Genomic DNA, 13,499 nt, shown 5'->3' on the forward strand with positions numbered 1-13,499 from the left:
CAGCAGCAGCCGTGACTCGTCGCTGTAACCCTTCGGCCGCAGCCGGCGCTTGTCGACCTGCTCGGCCGGGGCCGGCAAGCGCGGACCGGTCAGCATCCGCCGTGCCGTCGACCGGCCCATCCCCGTGGTCGCCATCACCTCATCGAGGATCTTCGCCTTATCAGGCCTTGACGCTCTCGCGTACGCGGCCCGGAGCTTGTTGGTGACGTGTCGCCTCGCGGCCATCGGAATCTTGCCTTCCACATCGGCAAGCCTGCCCCGCCCACCGGGGACTACGCGCTCAAAGAAGCTGAGGCACCGGCCCGACCCCCGCGCTCAAAGAAGCTGAGGCACGTCGGCGATTTGCGGGATGAACGGTGCGTCTGGCAGACTGGACAAGTTGTTTGCGCGCCCTGCCACGTCCATCACGGGCGGCATCGCTCGAACGATGCCCCGCCGGAGCGTCCACGACGCCGGACGGCGGGGGGACCGCCCGGCGGGCAGGTCCGTGACAGGGCCAGAACATGACACCCCACAACCGAAATCGGGAGCGGGTCGAGCCAGACTGGCGACACGCCCGAGTGCGGGGGTCGGAGCCGCGGTGGGTTGAGGAACCCGGAATCGTCCGGATTCAACCCAGGTGACGGCGGTGCGCAGGCGAGGGCCGGCGCACCTGACAAGGGATTGACTTCCACAAGAGAGCACGTGCAGAAAGAGAGTGGCGACGCCATGGCGGGACAGAAGATCCGCATTCGGCTGAAGTCCTATGACCACGAGGTCATTGACGTCTCAGCCCGGAAGATCGTGGAGACGGTGACGCGCGCCGGTGCGACGGTGGTGGGCCCGGTTCCGCTGCCCACCGAGAAGAACGTGTACTGCGTGATCCGTTCGCCGCACAAGTACAAGGACAGCCGCGAGCACTTCGAGATGCGCACCCACAAGCGTCTGATCGACATCATCGACCCCACGCCGAAGGCCGTCGACTCGCTGATGCGGCTCGACCTGCCGGCCGACGTGAACATCGAAATCAAACTCTGAGGATCGCATCGACATGACACACCATCTCACCCGCCAGGTGAAGGGGCTGCTGGGCGTCAAGCTGGGCATGACCCAGGTCTGGGACGAGAACAACCGTCTCGTGCCGGTGACCGTCGTCAAGGCCGACTCGAACGTCATCACGGCGCTGCGCGACGCGCAGACCGACGGTTACAGCGCCGTCCAGATCGGCTTCGGCGCCATCGACCCGCGCAAGGTGACCCAGCCGCTGGCCGGTCACTTCGCGAAGGCCGGTGTCACCCCCCGCCGGCACGTCGTGGAACTGCGTACCGCGGACGCCGCCGACTACCGGCTCGGCCAGGAACTCACCGTCGAGACGTTCGGCGCCGGCCAGCGCGTCGACGTGATCGGCACCACCAAGGGCAAGGGCTTCGCCGGCGTGATGAAGCGGCACGGCTTCTCCGGCGTGGGCGCCTCGCACGGTGCGCACAAGAACCACCGCAAGCCGGGTTCGATCGGCGGGGCGTCGACCCCCGGTCGCGTGTTCAAGGGGCTGCGGATGGCCGGCCGGATGGGCGCGGTCCGACAGACCACCCTGAACCTGCTCGTGCACGGCGTCGACGCCGGGAACTCGCTGCTGCTGCTCAAGGGCGCCGTCCCTGGCCCGCGCGGCTCGGTCGTCCTGGTCCGTTCCGCCGTCAAGGCCAACGAAACTCAGGGAGCGTAACAACTCATGGCTACTACACAGAGTGAGAAGACCGTCGCGGTCGACCTGCCGGCGGAGATCTTCGACGTCCAGACCAACGTGCCGCTGCTGCACCAGGTCGTCGTGGCCCAGCTGGCCGCCGCCCGCCAGGGCACGCACAGCACGAAGACCCGCGGCGAGGTGGCCGGCGCCGGCCGCAAGCCCTTCAAGCAGAAGGGCACCGGGCGTGCCCGGCAGGGCTCGGTCCGCGCCCCGCACATGACCGGCGGCGGCGTCGTGCACGGCCCGACTCCGCGGGACTACTCCCAGCGCACCCCCAAGAAGATGAAGGCCGCCGCGCTGCGCGGTGCGCTGTCCGACCGCGCCCGGTACGGCCGGGTGCACGTGGTCAGCAGCCTCGTCGACGGGACCACCGCGTCCACCAAGGCTGCGCTCGCGGTGCTCGGAGGACTCACCGAGCGCAGGTCCGTGCTCGTCGTCCTGGAGCGCGGCAACGACGTGACGGCCCTGTCCGTGCGGAACCTGCCGGACGTGCACGCGCTGTACGCCGACCAGCTGAACACCTACGACGTGCTGATCGCCGACGACGTCGTCTTCACCCAGGCCGCGTACGAGGCGTTCGTGGCCGCGGCCGCGGGCAGGTCGGCGATCGCGGGCACGCCGGAGGAGGAAGCCAAGTGAGCACCCAGACCACCAGCGCCATCCACGAGAAGAACCCGCGGGACATCATCCTCGCGCCGGTCGTCTCGGAGAAGAGCTACGGCCTGATCGACGAGGGCAAGTACACCTTCCTGGTGGACCCCCGGTCGAACAAGACCGAGATCAAGCACGCGATCGAGAAGATCTTCTCCGTCTCGGTCGAGTCCGTGAACACCCTGAACCGGCCCGGTAAGCGCAAGCGCACCCGGTTCGGCTGGGGCCAGCGCAAGGGCACCAAGCGCGCCATCATCACCCTGAAGCAGGGCACGATCGACATCTTCGGCGGTCCGCTCGGCTGAGCGGAGACCACTTCAGCGAGGAACAAGAGAACCCATGGCTATCCGTAAGTACAAGCCGACGACGCCGGGCCGGCGAGGCTCGTCCGTCGCCGACTTCGCAGAGATCACCCGGAGCACTCCGGAGAAGTCGCTGGTCCGCCCGCTGCCCAAGAAGGGCGGCCGGAACAACAGCGGCAAGATCACCACCCGGCACAAGGGTGGCGGCCACAAGCGCCAGTACCGCCTGATCGACTTCCGCCGGCACGACAAGGACGGCGTCGATGCGCGCGTCGCGGAGATCGAGTACGACCCGAACCGCACCGCACGGATCGCGCTGTTGCACTACGTCGACGGCACGAAGCGCTACATCGTCGCGCCGAACCGGCTCAAGCAGGGCGACTTCGTGGAGTCGGGCGCGGGCGCCGACATCAAGCCCGGCAACAACCTGCCGCTGCGGAACATCCCCGTCGGCACCGTGGTGCACGCGGTGGAGCTGCGACCCGGTGGCGGTGCCAAGCTGGCCCGGTCCGCCGGCGCCTCCGTGCAGCTGGTGGCCAAGGAGGGACGGTACGGCCAACTGCGTCTGCCGTCCGGTGAGATCCGCAACGTGGACGTGCGCTGCCGCGCCACGGTCGGCGAGGTGGGCAACGCCGAGCAGTCGAACATCAGCTGGGGCAAGGCCGGCCGGAACCGGTGGCGGGGCATCCGCCCGACCGTGCGCGGTGTCGCCATGAACCCGGTCGACCACCCGCACGGTGGTGGCGAGGGCAAGACCTCCGGTGGCCGGCACCCGGTGAACCCGAACGGCAAGCCGGAGGGGCGGACCCGCCGTCCGAACAAGGAGAGCGACAAGCTGATTGTGCGTCGCCGTCGTACCGGCAAGAACAAGCGATAGGAGCGGCGGACAATGCCTCGCAGCCTGAAGAAGGGCCCCTTCGTCGACCAGCACCTCTTCGTGAAGGTCGCCAACGAGAACGACAAGGGCACCAAGAACGTCATCAAGACCTGGTCCCGCCGGTCGATGATCATCCCCGACATGCTCGGTCACACGATCGCCGTGCACGACGGGCGCAAGCACGTGCCGGTGTTCGTCACCGAGTCCATGGTCGGTCACAAGCTCGGTGAGTTCGCTCCGACCCGGACGTTCCGCGGCCACGTGAAGGACGACCGGAAGGGCAAGCGCCGCTAGGCGCCGCCCTTCGTCAAGACGAGAGAAGGAAAGCAATGGAAGCCAAGGCAGTCGCGCGGCACATCCGCGTCACGCCGATGAAGGCCCGGCGCGTCGTCAACCTGATTCGTGGCAAGCAGGCGAACGAGGCGCTGGCGATCCTGAAGTTCGCCCCGCAGAGCGCCTCCGAGCCGGTCTACAAGGTGGTGGCGTCCGCACTGGCCAACGCCCGCGTGCAGGCCGACCGGCACAGTGTCGCTTTCAACGAGGACGACGTGGTGGTCTCCGAGGCGTTCGTCGACGAGGGCCCGACCATGAAGCGGTTCCAGCCGCGCGCCCAGGGCCGCGCCTACCGCATCAACAAGCGCACGAGCCACATCACCGTCGTCGTCGCCACGCCCCAGAACGAGGAGGTCCGCTAAGTGGGACAGAAAGTCAACCCGCACGGCTTCCGCCTCGGGATCACCACCGACCATGTGTCGCACTGGTACGCCGACAGCACCAAGGCCGGCCAGCGGTACAAGGACTTCGTCCGTGAGGACGTGAAGATCCGGGCGCTGATGTCCAAGGGCATGGACCGGGCCGGTATCGCCAAGGTCGAGATCGAGCGCACCCGCGACCGGGTCCGCGTCGACATCCACACCGCCCGTCCGGGCATCGTCATCGGCCGCCGCGGCGCCGAGGCGGACCGGATCCGTGGCGAACTGGAGAAGCTCACCGGCAAGCAGGTCCAGCTGAACATCCTCGAGGTGAAGAACCCCGAGATCGAGGCTCAGCTGGTCGCGCAGGGCGTCGCCGAGCAGCTCGCGTCCCGCGTGGCGTTCCGGCGCGCGATGAAGAAGGCCATGCAGTCCGCGCAGCGGGCCGGTGCCAAGGGCATCCGCATCCAGTGCTCCGGTCGCCTCGGCGGTGCCGAGATGAGCCGGTCGGAGTTCTACCGTGAGGGCCGGGTGCCGCTGCACACGCTGCGCGCGAACATCGACTACGGCTTCTTCGAGGCGAAGACCACCTTCGGCCGCATCGGTGTGAAGGTCTGGATCTACAAGGGCGACGTGACCGCCAAGGAGCTCGCGGCGCAGGCCGCTGCGGCGCCGTCCCGTGGCCGTGGTGAGCGGGGAGACCGCGGCGACCGTGGTGGCCGCGCCGGTGGCGGCGACCGTCGTCGTCGTGGCGACCGTCCCGAGGGCCAGGCCCCCGCGGCAACCGAGAACGCCCCGGCCGGTGCCGCTGCACCCGCCGCTGAAGGAGGAGAGCAGTAAATGCTGATCCCACGCCGAGTGAAGTACCGCAAGCAGCACCACCCGGGTCGCTCCGGGCAGGCCACGGGCGGTACCGAGGTGACGTTCGGTGACTACGGCATCCAGGCGCTCAGCCCTGCCTACATCACCAACCGGCAGATCGAGGCCGCTCGTATTGCCATGACCCGTCACATCAAGCGTGGCGGGAAGGTCTGGATCAACATCTACCCGGACCGCCCGCTGACCAAGAAGCCCGCCGAGACCCGCATGGGATCCGGTAAGGGCTCGCCCGAATGGTGGGTCGCCAACGTCAAGCCCGGACGCGTGCTCTTCGAGCTCTCCGGTGTCACCGACGAGGTGGCGCGCGAGGCCCTGCGCCTGGCCATCCACAAGCTCCCGTGCAAGGCGCGCATCGTGCGCCGCGAAGGTGGTGAATAGACATGGCAGTGGGAACCAAGGACCTGGCCATCGAACAGCTCGCCGAGTTGGACAACGATCGGCTGACCGAGGAGCTGCGCAAGTCGAAGGAAGAGCTGTTCAACCTGCGCTTCCAGTCCGCGACCGGGCAGCTGGAGAACCACGGCCGGCTCAAGGCGGTCAAGCGGGACATCGCCCGCATCTACACGCTGCTGCGCGAGCGGGAGCTGGGCATCCGGCCGAGCGTGGCGAAGGCCGTCGAGCCGGCGCAGCCCGAGAAGAAGGCCACCCGGCGGTCGAAGAAGGCCGACGAGACTCCGGCGGACGAGCCCGCCGCAGCGAGCGAGGATGAGACCAAGTGAGTGAGAACGTGACCGAGAACGCGGCGGCTCCGGCCGCCGGCAAGTCCCGCGGCTACCGGAAGACCCGGCGCGGCTACGTCGTGTCCGACAAGATGGACAAGACCGTCGTCGTCGAGGTGGAGGACCGCGTCAAGCACGCCCTGTACGGGAAGGTGTTGCGCCGGACCTCCAAGGTCAAGGCGCACGACGAGCAGAACACCGCCGGCATCGGCGACCTGGTGTTGATCAGCGAGACGCGGCCGTTGTCCGCCACCAAGCGGTGGCGGCTGGTCGAGGTCGTCGAGAAGGCCAAGTAACCCAGGGGCAGGCGGGTCCGGACGGCCCGCGCAGACCATATCCGTTCGGCCAGGCTTCCCCTCCCTTCCGGCAACGGGTCCGTTCCGGCGGACGGGAAGAACCGGCACGACGACAGGAGTACACAGTGATTCAGCAGGAGTCGCGACTGAAGGTCGCCGACAACACGGGGGCGAAGGAAATTCTCACCATCCGTGTTCTCGGTGGTTCCGGACGTCGCTACGCGGGCATCGGTGACGTGATCGTCGCCACCGTCAAGGACGCGATCCCCGGTGGCAACGTGAAGAAGGGTGACGTCGTCAAGGCCGTCATCGTCCGCACCAAGAAGGAGCGCCGTCGTCCCGACGGGTCCTACATCAAGTTCGACGAGAACGCCGCAGTGATCCTGAGGAACGACGGCGACCCCCGCGGCACCCGCATCTTCGGGCCCGTCGGGCGGGAGCTGCGCGACAAGCGGTTCATGAAGATCATCTCGCTGGCGCCGGAGGTGCTCTGACCATGGCTCAGAAGTTCAAGATCAAGAAGGGCGACCTGGTCCAGGTGATCAGTGGAGCCAACGCCGAGCGCGGCGGTGACCGGGGCAAGCAGGGCAAGGTCCTGCGGGTGTTCCCCGAGACCAACCGGGTCCTCGTCGAGGGCATCAACCGGGTCACCAAGCACACGAAGGCCGGGCAGAGCGACCGCGGCACCCGCACCGGCGGCATCGAGCACGTCGAGGCGCCGATCCACATCTCGAACGTGGCGGTCGTCGACCCCGAGACCAAGAAGCCGACCCGGGTGGGCTACCGCATCGAGACCGTCGAGCGTGACGGCCGGCAGCGCACCGTGCGTATCCGCGTGGCCAAGGCCTCCGGTAAGGACCTGTGATGAGCGAGACGACTGAGATGAACAGCACCGCTGGTGCCGCCGCGGAGAAGATCGCTCCGCGGCTGAAGACGAAGTACCGCGAGGAGATCATCGCGAAGTTGCGCGAGGAGTTCTCCTACACGAACCCGATGCAGGTTCCCGGCCTGGTCAAGGTCGTGGTGAACATGGGTGTCGGTGACGCGGCGAAGGACTCGAAGCTGATCGAGGGCGCCGTGCGCGACCTGACCGCGATCACCGGCCAGAAGCCGATGGTCACGATGGCCCGCAAGTCGATCGCGCAGTTCAAGCTGCGCGAGGGGATGCCGATCGGCACCCACGCCACTCTGCGCGGTGACCGCATGTGGGAGTTCGTGGACCGCCTGGTCAGCCTGGCGCTTCCCCGCATCCGGGACTTCCGCGGGCTGAGCCCGAAGCAGTTCGACGGGCACGGCAACTACACTTTCGGCCTGACCGAGCAGGTCATGTTCCACGAGATCGACCAGGACCGGATCGATCGGACGCGGGGCATGGACATCACCGTGGTGACCACGGCCACCACCGACGACGAGGGACGCTCGCTGCTGCGCGCACTGGGCTTCCCCTTCACCACCGACTGACACCACTACGTCGCAGGTCCGCACGAAGGCCCCGTCAGGAGCCCGAGTACGGAAACCACGTCGAGGAAGGGCAACCAGCCCCATGACCATGACAGATCCCGTCGCAGACATGCTCACGCGCCTGCGCAACGCCAACTCCGCTCACCACGACACGGTGACCATGCCCTACAGCAAACTGAAGGGCCGCGTCGCCGACATCCTCAAGACCGAGGGCTACATCGCCGAATGGTCCGAGGAGGACGCCCGGGTGGGGAAGAACCTCACCATCGCGCTGAAGTTCGGCCCGAACCGTGAGCGTGCCATCGCGGGGGTGCGCCGCATCTCCAAGCCCGGTCTCCGGGTGTACGCGAAGTCCACGAACCTGCCGCACGTGCTCGGCGGTCTGGGCATCGCGATCCTGTCCACCTCCTCCGGTCTGCTGACCGACAAGCAGGCTGCCAAGAAGGGCGTCGGCGGGGAAGTCCTCGCCTACGTCTGGTAGTCGCGGGCACACGAAAGGAAGCGAAGCACCATGTCACGAATCGGACGTCTCCCGATCGCCGTGCCCGCCGGTGTCGATGTCACCATCGACGGCAACCACGTCAGCGTCAAGGGCCCCAAGGGCGAACTGAGCCACACCGTGGCCAGCCCCATCGAGGTCGCGCTGGACGAGGGCACGCTGAGCGTCACCCGACCCGACGACGAGCGGGAGTCCCGCTCGCTGCACGGCCTGACCCGGTCCCTGCTGAACAACCTCGTCGTCGGCGTCACCGCCGGCTACGAGAAGAAGCTGGAGATCGTCGGCACCGGTTACCGCGTCCAGGCGCGGGGCGCGGACCTCGAGTTCGCGCTCGGGTACTCCCACCCGGTCCCGGTCAAGGCGCCGGACGGCATCACCTTCACGGTGGAGGGGCCGAACCGGCTCACCGTCGCCGGCATCGACAAGCAGCGCGTCGGCGAGGTCGCCGCGAACATCCGCAAACTGCGCCGTCCCGACCCCTACAAGGGCAAGGGCATCCGGTACGCAGGCGAGCAGATCCGCCGCAAGGTCGGAAAGGCTGGTAAGTAACCATGACTCCCATCGGGATCTCCGTCATCAAGGGCAGGAGCAAGGCCGCTGCCCGTGCCCGCCGTCAGGTCCGCGGCCGGAAGCACATCAAGGGCACGACCGTCCGGCCGCGGCTGGTGGTCACCCGCTCGAGCCGGCACGTGTTCGTCCAGGTCGTCGACGACACCCGGGGGCTCACCCTCGCGTCGGCGTCGACCCTGGAAGCCGACCTGCGGTCCCTCGAGGCCGACAAGACCGCCAAGGCCCGCCGGGTCGGCGAACTGGTCGCGGAACGCGCCCAGGCCGCCGGTGTGGCGAGCGTCGTGTTCGATCGCGCGGGCAACAAGTACCACGGCCGAGTGGCCGCGGTAGCTGAGGGCGCCCGCGAGAAGGGGCTGGCACTGTGAGCGAGCAGAACAACGAGAAGGACACTGTGGTGAACAACGCAGAGGTGGCCACGGCGGGTACCGCCGGCGCCGCCCAGGACAGCACCCGCACCGACGGTGACCGCGGCGGCCGCGGCGGCGACCGTGGTGGTCGTGGTGATCGCGGCGGCCGTGGCCGGGACAGCGGTCGCGGTGGCCGCGGTGGCCGTGGTGGCCGGGACGACGATCGGGACAAGTTCCTCGAGCGCGTCGTGAACATCAACCGCGTGGCCAAGGTCGTCAAGGGCGGCCGCCGGTTCTCCTTCACCGCGCTGGTCGTCGTCGGCGACGGCAACGGGCTCGTCGGTGTCGGCTACGGCAAGGCCAAGGAGGTGCCGGCCGCGATCGCCAAGGGCGTCGAGGAGGCGAAGAAGTCGTTCTTCCGCGTCCCCCGCATCGAGGACCGCACCATCCCGCACCGGGTGCAGGGCGAGGCGGCCGCGGGTGTCGTCATGCTGCGTCCGGCCACCCCGGGTACCGGTGTGATCGCCGGCGGCCCGGTCCGTGCCGTGCTCGAGTGCGCCGGCATCCACGACGTGCTCTCCAAGTCGTTGGGTTCCTCCAACGCCATCAACATCGTGCACGCGACGGTGGCCGCCCTCAAGGGCCTCGAGGAGCCGCGCGCGGTGGCGAGCCGTCGAGGCCTGCCCATGGACGAGGTCGTCCCCGCGCCGCTGCTGCGGTCGATCCAGAAGGCAGGTGCGTGACATGGCTGCGCCGACGTACGAAGGCAAACTGAAGGTGACCCAGACCCGGTCCGTGATCGGGGGCAAGCAGAACCAGCGGGACACGCTGCGTTCGCTCGGCCTCAAGCGCATCGGCCACACGGTCGAGCGTGACGCCGACGCGGTGACCCTGGGCATGATCCACACGGTGTCCCACCTGGTGAAGGTCGAGGAGGCGAAATGAGCACCGCGAACCACGAAGCAAGCACGAACACCGACCTCGACGCAACGGTCGAGTCCCCGGTGTCCACCCACGCGCTGAAGGTCCACCACCTCAGGCCGGCCCCGGGAGCGAAGACCGCTCGCACCCGCGTCGGTCGCGGCGAGGGCTCCAAGGGCAAGACCGCCGGTCGCGGCACCAAGGGCACGAAGGCCCGGTACCAGGTCCGCCCCGGCTTCGCCGGTGGGCAGCTCCCGCTGCACATGCGGATGCCGAAGCTGCGCGGCTTCACGAACCCCTTCCGCGTCGAGTTCCAGGTGGTCAACCTGGACAAGCTCGCGGAGCTGTTCCCGGCCGGTGGCACCGTGGACGTCGACGCGCTGGTCGCCCGGGGTGCGGTCCGCAAGAACCAGCCGGTGAAGGTCCTCGGCTCGGGTGAGATCGGCGTCGCGGTCAACGTCACCGCGAACGCGTTCTCGGCCAGCGCCGTCGAGAAGATCGCCGCCGCCGGCGGCAGCACCACCGCGTTGTAGACCGGGCGGTCCAGGACCACCCGGACCGGACCGGTCGCCGAGAGCGACCGTCCGTGAGTCGAACTCCCGGTCGATGGGACATCCGTCGGCCGGGAGTTCGTCGCATCTGAAGGTGCGCACGACTACCGATACACTGGCAAGCTGTGGCCCACGGTCACCGCTCCCACCCCTTGACTTTCTCCAGGAGGACACTTGCTCAGCGCACTTGGACGGGCGTTCCGGACGCCCGATCTGCGACGCAAGTTGTTGTTCACGCTGGCGGTGATCGCCATCTACCGGGCCGGAGCTTATGTTCCCTCGCCGGGCGTCGACTACGCCAACGTGCAGCAATGCCTCGCCCTCGGCAACACCTCGGGCGGCGTGTACCAGCTGGTCAACCTGTTCAGTGGCGGTGCGCTGCTGCAGGTGTCCATCTTCGCGCTCGGCATCATGCCGTACATCACCGCAAGCATCATCATCCAGTTGCTGCGCGTCGTGATTCCTTACTTCCAGACGCTGTGGGAGGAGGGGCAGACCGGCCAGGGCAAACTCACCCAGTACACCCGGTATCTGACCATCGGGCTCGGCGTGCTGAACGCCACCACGATCGTGACTCTCGCCCGGTCCGGTGCGCTGCTGAACAACTGCCCGTACCCGGTGATCCCGAGCGCCGACCCGGCGACCATCGTGTTGCTGATCGCGACGCTCACGGCCGGGACCGGCCTGATCATGTGGCTCGGTGAACTGGTGACCGAGAAGGGTGTCGGCAACGGCATGTCCGTGCTGATCTTCACCTCGATCGCGGCCGGCTTCCCGAGCTCGCTGGGGGCGATCCTGACCACCAAGGGCTGGGGCACGTTCCTGGTGGTGCTCGCCCTCGGCCTGGTGGTCGTCGCCGCCGTCGTCTTCGTCGAGCAGTCCCAGCGACGGATCCCGGTCCAGTACGCTAAACGGATGGTGGGCCGGCGGACCGTCGGTGGCACCACGACGTACATCCCGATCAAGGTCAACATGGCCGGCGTGATCCCCGTGATCTTCGCGTCGTCGATGCTCTACCTGCCGTCGCTGCTGGCGCAGTTCAACACCCCGCAGGCCGGGCAGGAGCCGGCCGCCTGGGTGGTGTGGATCAACAACTACCTCACCCGCGGCGACCACCCGCTGTACATGGCCCTGTACGCCTTGCTCATCATCTTCTTCACGTACTTCTACGTGTCCATCACCTTCAACCCCACCGAGGTGAGCGACAACATGAAGAAGTACGGAGGATTCATCCCCGGCATCCGTGCCGGTCGGCCGACCGAGCAGTACCTGCAGTACGTCCTGTCCCGGATCACCCTGCCGGGCGCGATCTACCTGGCCCTGGTCTCCCTGATCCCGCTGATCGCTCTGGTGCTGTTCCAGGCGAACCAGAACTTCCCGTTCGGGGGCACCTCACTGCTCATCATCGTCGGTGTCGGGCTCGAGACGGTGAAGCAGATCGACGCGCAACTGCAGCAACGGCACTACGAAGGGCTCCTGCGATGACCCAGACGGACGGACAGGCAGAGACCGAGACGCTGGCGGCCGCGGGCGTGCGGATGTTGATCATCGGGCCTCCGGGGTCCGGCAAGGGCACCCAGGCGGGGCGGATCAGCGAGCGGCTCGGTATCGTGGCCATCTCCACCGGCGACATCTTCCGGGCCAACGTCAAACAGCGCACCCCGCTCGGTATCGAGGCGAAGACCTACCTGGACTCCGGCGACTTCGTGCCGGATTCGGTGACCAACAACATGGTCCGGGAGCGCCTCGCGGAGCCGGACGTCGCCGGCGGTTTCCTGCTCGACGGTTACCCGCGCACGAGCGCGCAGGTGGAGGAGCTCGACGCCATCCTCGCCGCCGGCAGCACCGGCCTCGACATCGTTCTCCAGTTGACCGCCGACCACGAGGAACTCGTGCGCCGGTTGCTCAGCCGTGCCGCCGAGGAAGGCCGGACGGATGACAACGAGAAGGTGGTCCGGCGCCGGTTGGACCTCTACGAGCGGGAGACCTCCGCCGTCGTGCGGGAGTACGCGGCCCGTGGGATCCTCGTGGCGGTCGACGGCCTCGGGGCGATCGACGAGGTCACCGACCGGGTGATGGCCGCCATGAGCCGCGTCGTCGGCGGTCGAGGCTGAGCATGGCCCCCTTCGCCCGGCCCGGCATCGAGTACAAGACCCGGGAGCAGATGACCCGGATGGCCGAAGCCGGGCGGGTCACCTCCGCCGCGCTGGACGCCGCCGTCGCCGCCGCCGGGATCGGGGTCAGCACGGGCGAGATCGACGCGGCCGCCGCAGCGGTGATCCGTGCCGCCGGCGCGACGTCGAACTTCCTCGGCTACCACGGCTACCCGGCGACCCTGTGCATCTCCGTCAACCAGCAGGTCGTACACGGCATCCCGGGCGAGCACCGGTTGGCCGGCGGCGACCTGGTCTCCATCGACGGCGGCGCGATCGTGGACGGCTGGCACGGGGACAGCGCCCGCACCCTGGTCGTCGGTGCCGCCGACCCCGCCGACGTCGAGCTGTCCCGGGTCACCGAGGAAGCCCTGTGGGCCGGTGTCGCCGCGTTCGCGACCGCGACCCGGGTCGGGGACATCGGTGCCGCGATCGATGACCGGGTGACCGACCTGGCGGGGGAACGGTTCGGCATCCTCGAGGACTACGTCGGCCACGGCATCGGCACCGCCATGCACCAGCCCCCGGACGTGCTGAACTACCGGGCCCGGGACCGGGGGGCGAAGGTACGGCCCGGCATGTGCCTGGCCATCGAACCGATGCTCGTCGCCGGGGGTCTGGAGACGACGGTCCTGGAGGACGGCTGGACGGTGGTGACCGTCGACGGCGCCCGCGCCGCCCACTGGGAACACTCCGTGGCCCGGCACGAGGACGGCATCTGGGTGCTCACGGCGTCGGACGGCGGGGCCGCCCGGCTCGCGGCGTACGGCGTTACCCCGGTGGCTCCGTAACCGCCCCCGAGCTGACGAGGCCCCCGCGTGGTAGTCGCGGGGGCCCCGAACCGACGAGCCCCCCTGT

General features: G+C 68.4%; 24 protein-coding genes. 23 read left to right on the forward strand and 1 reads right to left on the reverse strand.

Features of this window, described 5'->3' with window-relative positions:
• A partial coding sequence (locus BKD30_RS16530; protein WP_218189311.1) for a hypothetical protein occupies window positions 1-225 on the reverse strand: 225 nt, incomplete at its 3' end.
• A 483-nt stretch (window positions 226-708) separates the two neighbouring features.
• Between BKD30_RS16530 and rpsJ the strand changes: the two genes are divergently transcribed.
• From rpsJ to map, 23 genes are all read left to right on the forward strand, one after another.
• A complete protein-coding gene (gene rpsJ, locus BKD30_RS13600) occupies window positions 709-1,017 on the forward strand; it encodes a 30S ribosomal protein S10 (RefSeq protein WP_003803825.1) in 309 nt (102 codons plus the stop codon).
• A gap of 13 nt (window positions 1,018-1,030) precedes the next feature.
• Window positions 1,031-1,702, forward strand: coding sequence for a 50S ribosomal protein L3 (gene rplC, locus BKD30_RS13605; protein WP_076705445.1), 672 nt, complete (start codon window positions 1,031-1,033; stop codon window positions 1,700-1,702).
• 6 nt (window positions 1,703-1,708) lie between these two features.
• Window positions 1,709-2,362 carry a 50S ribosomal protein L4 gene (gene rplD, locus BKD30_RS13610; protein ID WP_076705447.1) on the forward strand — a complete coding sequence of 218 codons (654 nt, stop codon included), beginning with the start codon at window positions 1,709-1,711 and terminating at the stop codon, window positions 2,360-2,362.
• 20 nt (window positions 2,363-2,382) lie between these two features.
• The gene (rplW, locus tag BKD30_RS13615; protein WP_143588208.1) at window positions 2,383-2,679 is read left to right on the forward strand and encodes a 50S ribosomal protein L23; all 297 of its coding nucleotides are present in this window, start codon (window positions 2,383-2,385) and stop codon (window positions 2,677-2,679) included.
• Between the two features lie 34 nt (window positions 2,680-2,713).
• Entirely contained in the window at window positions 2,714-3,553 is an 840-nt protein-coding gene (gene rplB / locus BKD30_RS13620) for a 50S ribosomal protein L2 (protein WP_076705451.1), read from the forward strand.
• Window positions 3,554-3,565: 12 nt separating this feature from the next.
• Window positions 3,566-3,847: a 30S ribosomal protein S19 gene (gene rpsS / locus BKD30_RS13625; RefSeq protein ID WP_076705453.1), complete on the forward strand. Its 282-nt coding sequence runs from the start codon at window positions 3,566-3,568 to the stop codon at window positions 3,845-3,847.
• Window positions 3,848-3,882: 35 nt separating this feature from the next.
• Window positions 3,883-4,248 carry a 50S ribosomal protein L22 gene (gene rplV / locus BKD30_RS13630; RefSeq protein ID WP_076705455.1) on the forward strand — a complete coding sequence of 122 codons (366 nt, stop codon included), beginning with the start codon at window positions 3,883-3,885 and terminating at the stop codon, window positions 4,246-4,248.
• Window positions 4,249-5,085: a 30S ribosomal protein S3 gene (gene rpsC, locus BKD30_RS13635; RefSeq protein ID WP_076705457.1), complete on the forward strand. Its 837-nt coding sequence runs from the start codon at window positions 4,249-4,251 to the stop codon at window positions 5,083-5,085.
• On the forward strand, window positions 5,086-5,502 hold the full coding sequence (gene rplP / locus BKD30_RS13640; protein ID WP_076705459.1) for a 50S ribosomal protein L16: 417 nt from the start codon (window positions 5,086-5,088) through the stop codon (window positions 5,500-5,502).
• A 2-nt stretch (window positions 5,503-5,504) separates the two neighbouring features.
• Window positions 5,505-5,843, forward strand: coding sequence for a 50S ribosomal protein L29 (rpmC, locus tag BKD30_RS13645; protein ID WP_076705460.1), 339 nt, complete (start codon window positions 5,505-5,507; stop codon window positions 5,841-5,843).
• Complete coding sequence (gene rpsQ, locus BKD30_RS13650) at window positions 5,840-6,139, forward strand: 30S ribosomal protein S17 (RefSeq protein ID WP_076705463.1); 300 nt, start codon at window positions 5,840-5,842, stop codon at window positions 6,137-6,139. The genes rpmC and rpsQ overlap by 4 nt, the downstream gene beginning before the upstream one ends.
• A 125-nt stretch (window positions 6,140-6,264) precedes the next feature.
• Complete coding sequence (gene rplN, locus BKD30_RS13655) at window positions 6,265-6,633, forward strand: 50S ribosomal protein L14 (protein WP_076705465.1); 369 nt, start codon at window positions 6,265-6,267, stop codon at window positions 6,631-6,633.
• A gap of 2 nt (window positions 6,634-6,635) precedes the next feature.
• Window positions 6,636-7,004 (forward strand): 50S ribosomal protein L24, encoded by a 369-nt coding sequence (rplX, locus tag BKD30_RS13660; protein WP_076705467.1) that lies wholly within the window; start codon window positions 6,636-6,638, stop codon window positions 7,002-7,004.
• Window positions 7,005-7,021: 17 nt separating this feature from the next.
• Window positions 7,022-7,600 carry a 50S ribosomal protein L5 gene (gene rplE / locus BKD30_RS13665; RefSeq protein WP_076705550.1) on the forward strand — a complete coding sequence of 193 codons (579 nt, stop codon included), beginning with the start codon at window positions 7,022-7,024 and terminating at the stop codon, window positions 7,598-7,600.
• A gap of 82 nt (window positions 7,601-7,682) precedes the next feature.
• On the forward strand, window positions 7,683-8,081 hold the full coding sequence (gene rpsH, locus BKD30_RS13670) for a 30S ribosomal protein S8 (protein ID WP_076705469.1): 399 nt from the start codon (window positions 7,683-7,685) through the stop codon (window positions 8,079-8,081).
• Window positions 8,082-8,111: 30 nt separating this feature from the next.
• A complete protein-coding gene (rplF, locus tag BKD30_RS13675; RefSeq protein ID WP_076705471.1) occupies window positions 8,112-8,648 on the forward strand; it encodes a 50S ribosomal protein L6 in 537 nt (178 codons plus the stop codon).
• 2 nt (window positions 8,649-8,650) lie between these two features.
• Window positions 8,651-9,034, forward strand: coding sequence for a 50S ribosomal protein L18 (gene rplR / locus BKD30_RS13680; RefSeq protein ID WP_408033384.1), 384 nt, complete (start codon window positions 8,651-8,653; stop codon window positions 9,032-9,034).
• Window positions 9,031-9,759: a 30S ribosomal protein S5 gene (rpsE, locus tag BKD30_RS13685; protein ID WP_076705473.1), complete on the forward strand. Its 729-nt coding sequence runs from the start codon at window positions 9,031-9,033 to the stop codon at window positions 9,757-9,759. The genes rplR and rpsE overlap by 4 nt, the downstream gene beginning before the upstream one ends.
• Window position 9,760: 1 nt before the next feature.
• Complete coding sequence (gene rpmD / locus BKD30_RS13690) at window positions 9,761-9,961, forward strand: 50S ribosomal protein L30 (protein ID WP_076705475.1); 201 nt, start codon at window positions 9,761-9,763, stop codon at window positions 9,959-9,961.
• Entirely contained in the window at window positions 9,958-10,470 is a 513-nt protein-coding gene (gene rplO / locus BKD30_RS13695) for a 50S ribosomal protein L15 (RefSeq protein ID WP_083956526.1), read from the forward strand. The genes rpmD and rplO overlap by 4 nt, the downstream gene beginning before the upstream one ends.
• A gap of 192 nt (window positions 10,471-10,662) precedes the next feature.
• Window positions 10,663-11,973, forward strand: coding sequence for a preprotein translocase subunit SecY (gene secY, locus BKD30_RS13700; RefSeq protein ID WP_076705476.1), 1,311 nt, complete (start codon window positions 10,663-10,665; stop codon window positions 11,971-11,973).
• 53 nt (window positions 11,974-12,026) lie between these two features.
• On the forward strand, window positions 12,027-12,602 hold the full coding sequence (locus BKD30_RS13705; protein WP_076705556.1) for an adenylate kinase: 576 nt from the start codon (window positions 12,027-12,029) through the stop codon (window positions 12,600-12,602).
• Between the two features lie 2 nt (window positions 12,603-12,604).
• On the forward strand, window positions 12,605-13,432 hold the full coding sequence (gene map, locus BKD30_RS13710; protein ID WP_076705478.1) for a type I methionyl aminopeptidase: 828 nt from the start codon (window positions 12,605-12,607) through the stop codon (window positions 13,430-13,432).
• Window positions 13,433-13,499 lie beyond the last annotated feature (67 nt).

Source organism: Tersicoccus phoenicis (genome assembly GCF_001968835.1).
GTDB lineage: Bacteria > Actinomycetota > Actinomycetes > Actinomycetales > Micrococcaceae > Tersicoccus > Tersicoccus phoenicis.

Coding starts and splice junctions, on each gene's coding strand:
- rplV (WP_076705455.1), top strand. CDS start 3,883: ATGGAAGCCAAGGCAGTCGCGCGGCACATCCGCGTCACGCCGATGAAG.
- rplB (WP_076705451.1), top strand. CDS start 2,714: ATGGCTATCCGTAAGTACAAGCCGACGACGCCGGGCCGGCGAGGCTCG.
- rpsJ (WP_003803825.1), top strand. CDS start 709: ATGGCGGGACAGAAGATCCGCATTCGGCTGAAGTCCTATGACCACGAG.
- rpmC (WP_076705460.1), top strand. CDS start 5,505: ATGGCAGTGGGAACCAAGGACCTGGCCATCGAACAGCTCGCCGAGTTG.
- rpmD (WP_076705475.1), top strand. CDS start 9,761: ATGGCTGCGCCGACGTACGAAGGCAAACTGAAGGTGACCCAGACCCGG.
- rpsH (WP_076705469.1), top strand. CDS start 7,683: ATGACCATGACAGATCCCGTCGCAGACATGCTCACGCGCCTGCGCAAC.
- rplE (WP_076705550.1), top strand. CDS start 7,022: ATGAACAGCACCGCTGGTGCCGCCGCGGAGAAGATCGCTCCGCGGCTG.
- rpsS (WP_076705453.1), top strand. CDS start 3,566: ATGCCTCGCAGCCTGAAGAAGGGCCCCTTCGTCGACCAGCACCTCTTC.
- rplX (WP_076705467.1), top strand. CDS start 6,636: ATGGCTCAGAAGTTCAAGATCAAGAAGGGCGACCTGGTCCAGGTGATC.
- rplO (WP_083956526.1), top strand. CDS start 9,958: ATGAGCACCGCGAACCACGAAGCAAGCACGAACACCGACCTCGACGCA.
- rplP (WP_076705459.1), top strand. CDS start 5,086: ATGCTGATCCCACGCCGAGTGAAGTACCGCAAGCAGCACCACCCGGGT.
- map (WP_076705478.1), top strand. CDS start 12,605: ATGGCCCCCTTCGCCCGGCCCGGCATCGAGTACAAGACCCGGGAGCAG.
- rplR (WP_408033384.1), top strand. CDS start 8,651: ATGACTCCCATCGGGATCTCCGTCATCAAGGGCAGGAGCAAGGCCGCT.
- BKD30_RS13705 (WP_076705556.1), top strand. CDS start 12,027: ATGTTGATCATCGGGCCTCCGGGGTCCGGCAAGGGCACCCAGGCGGGG.
- rplF (WP_076705471.1), top strand. CDS start 8,112: ATGTCACGAATCGGACGTCTCCCGATCGCCGTGCCCGCCGGTGTCGAT.
- rplC (WP_076705445.1), top strand. CDS start 1,031: ATGACACACCATCTCACCCGCCAGGTGAAGGGGCTGCTGGGCGTCAAG.
- rplD (WP_076705447.1), top strand. CDS start 1,709: ATGGCTACTACACAGAGTGAGAAGACCGTCGCGGTCGACCTGCCGGCG.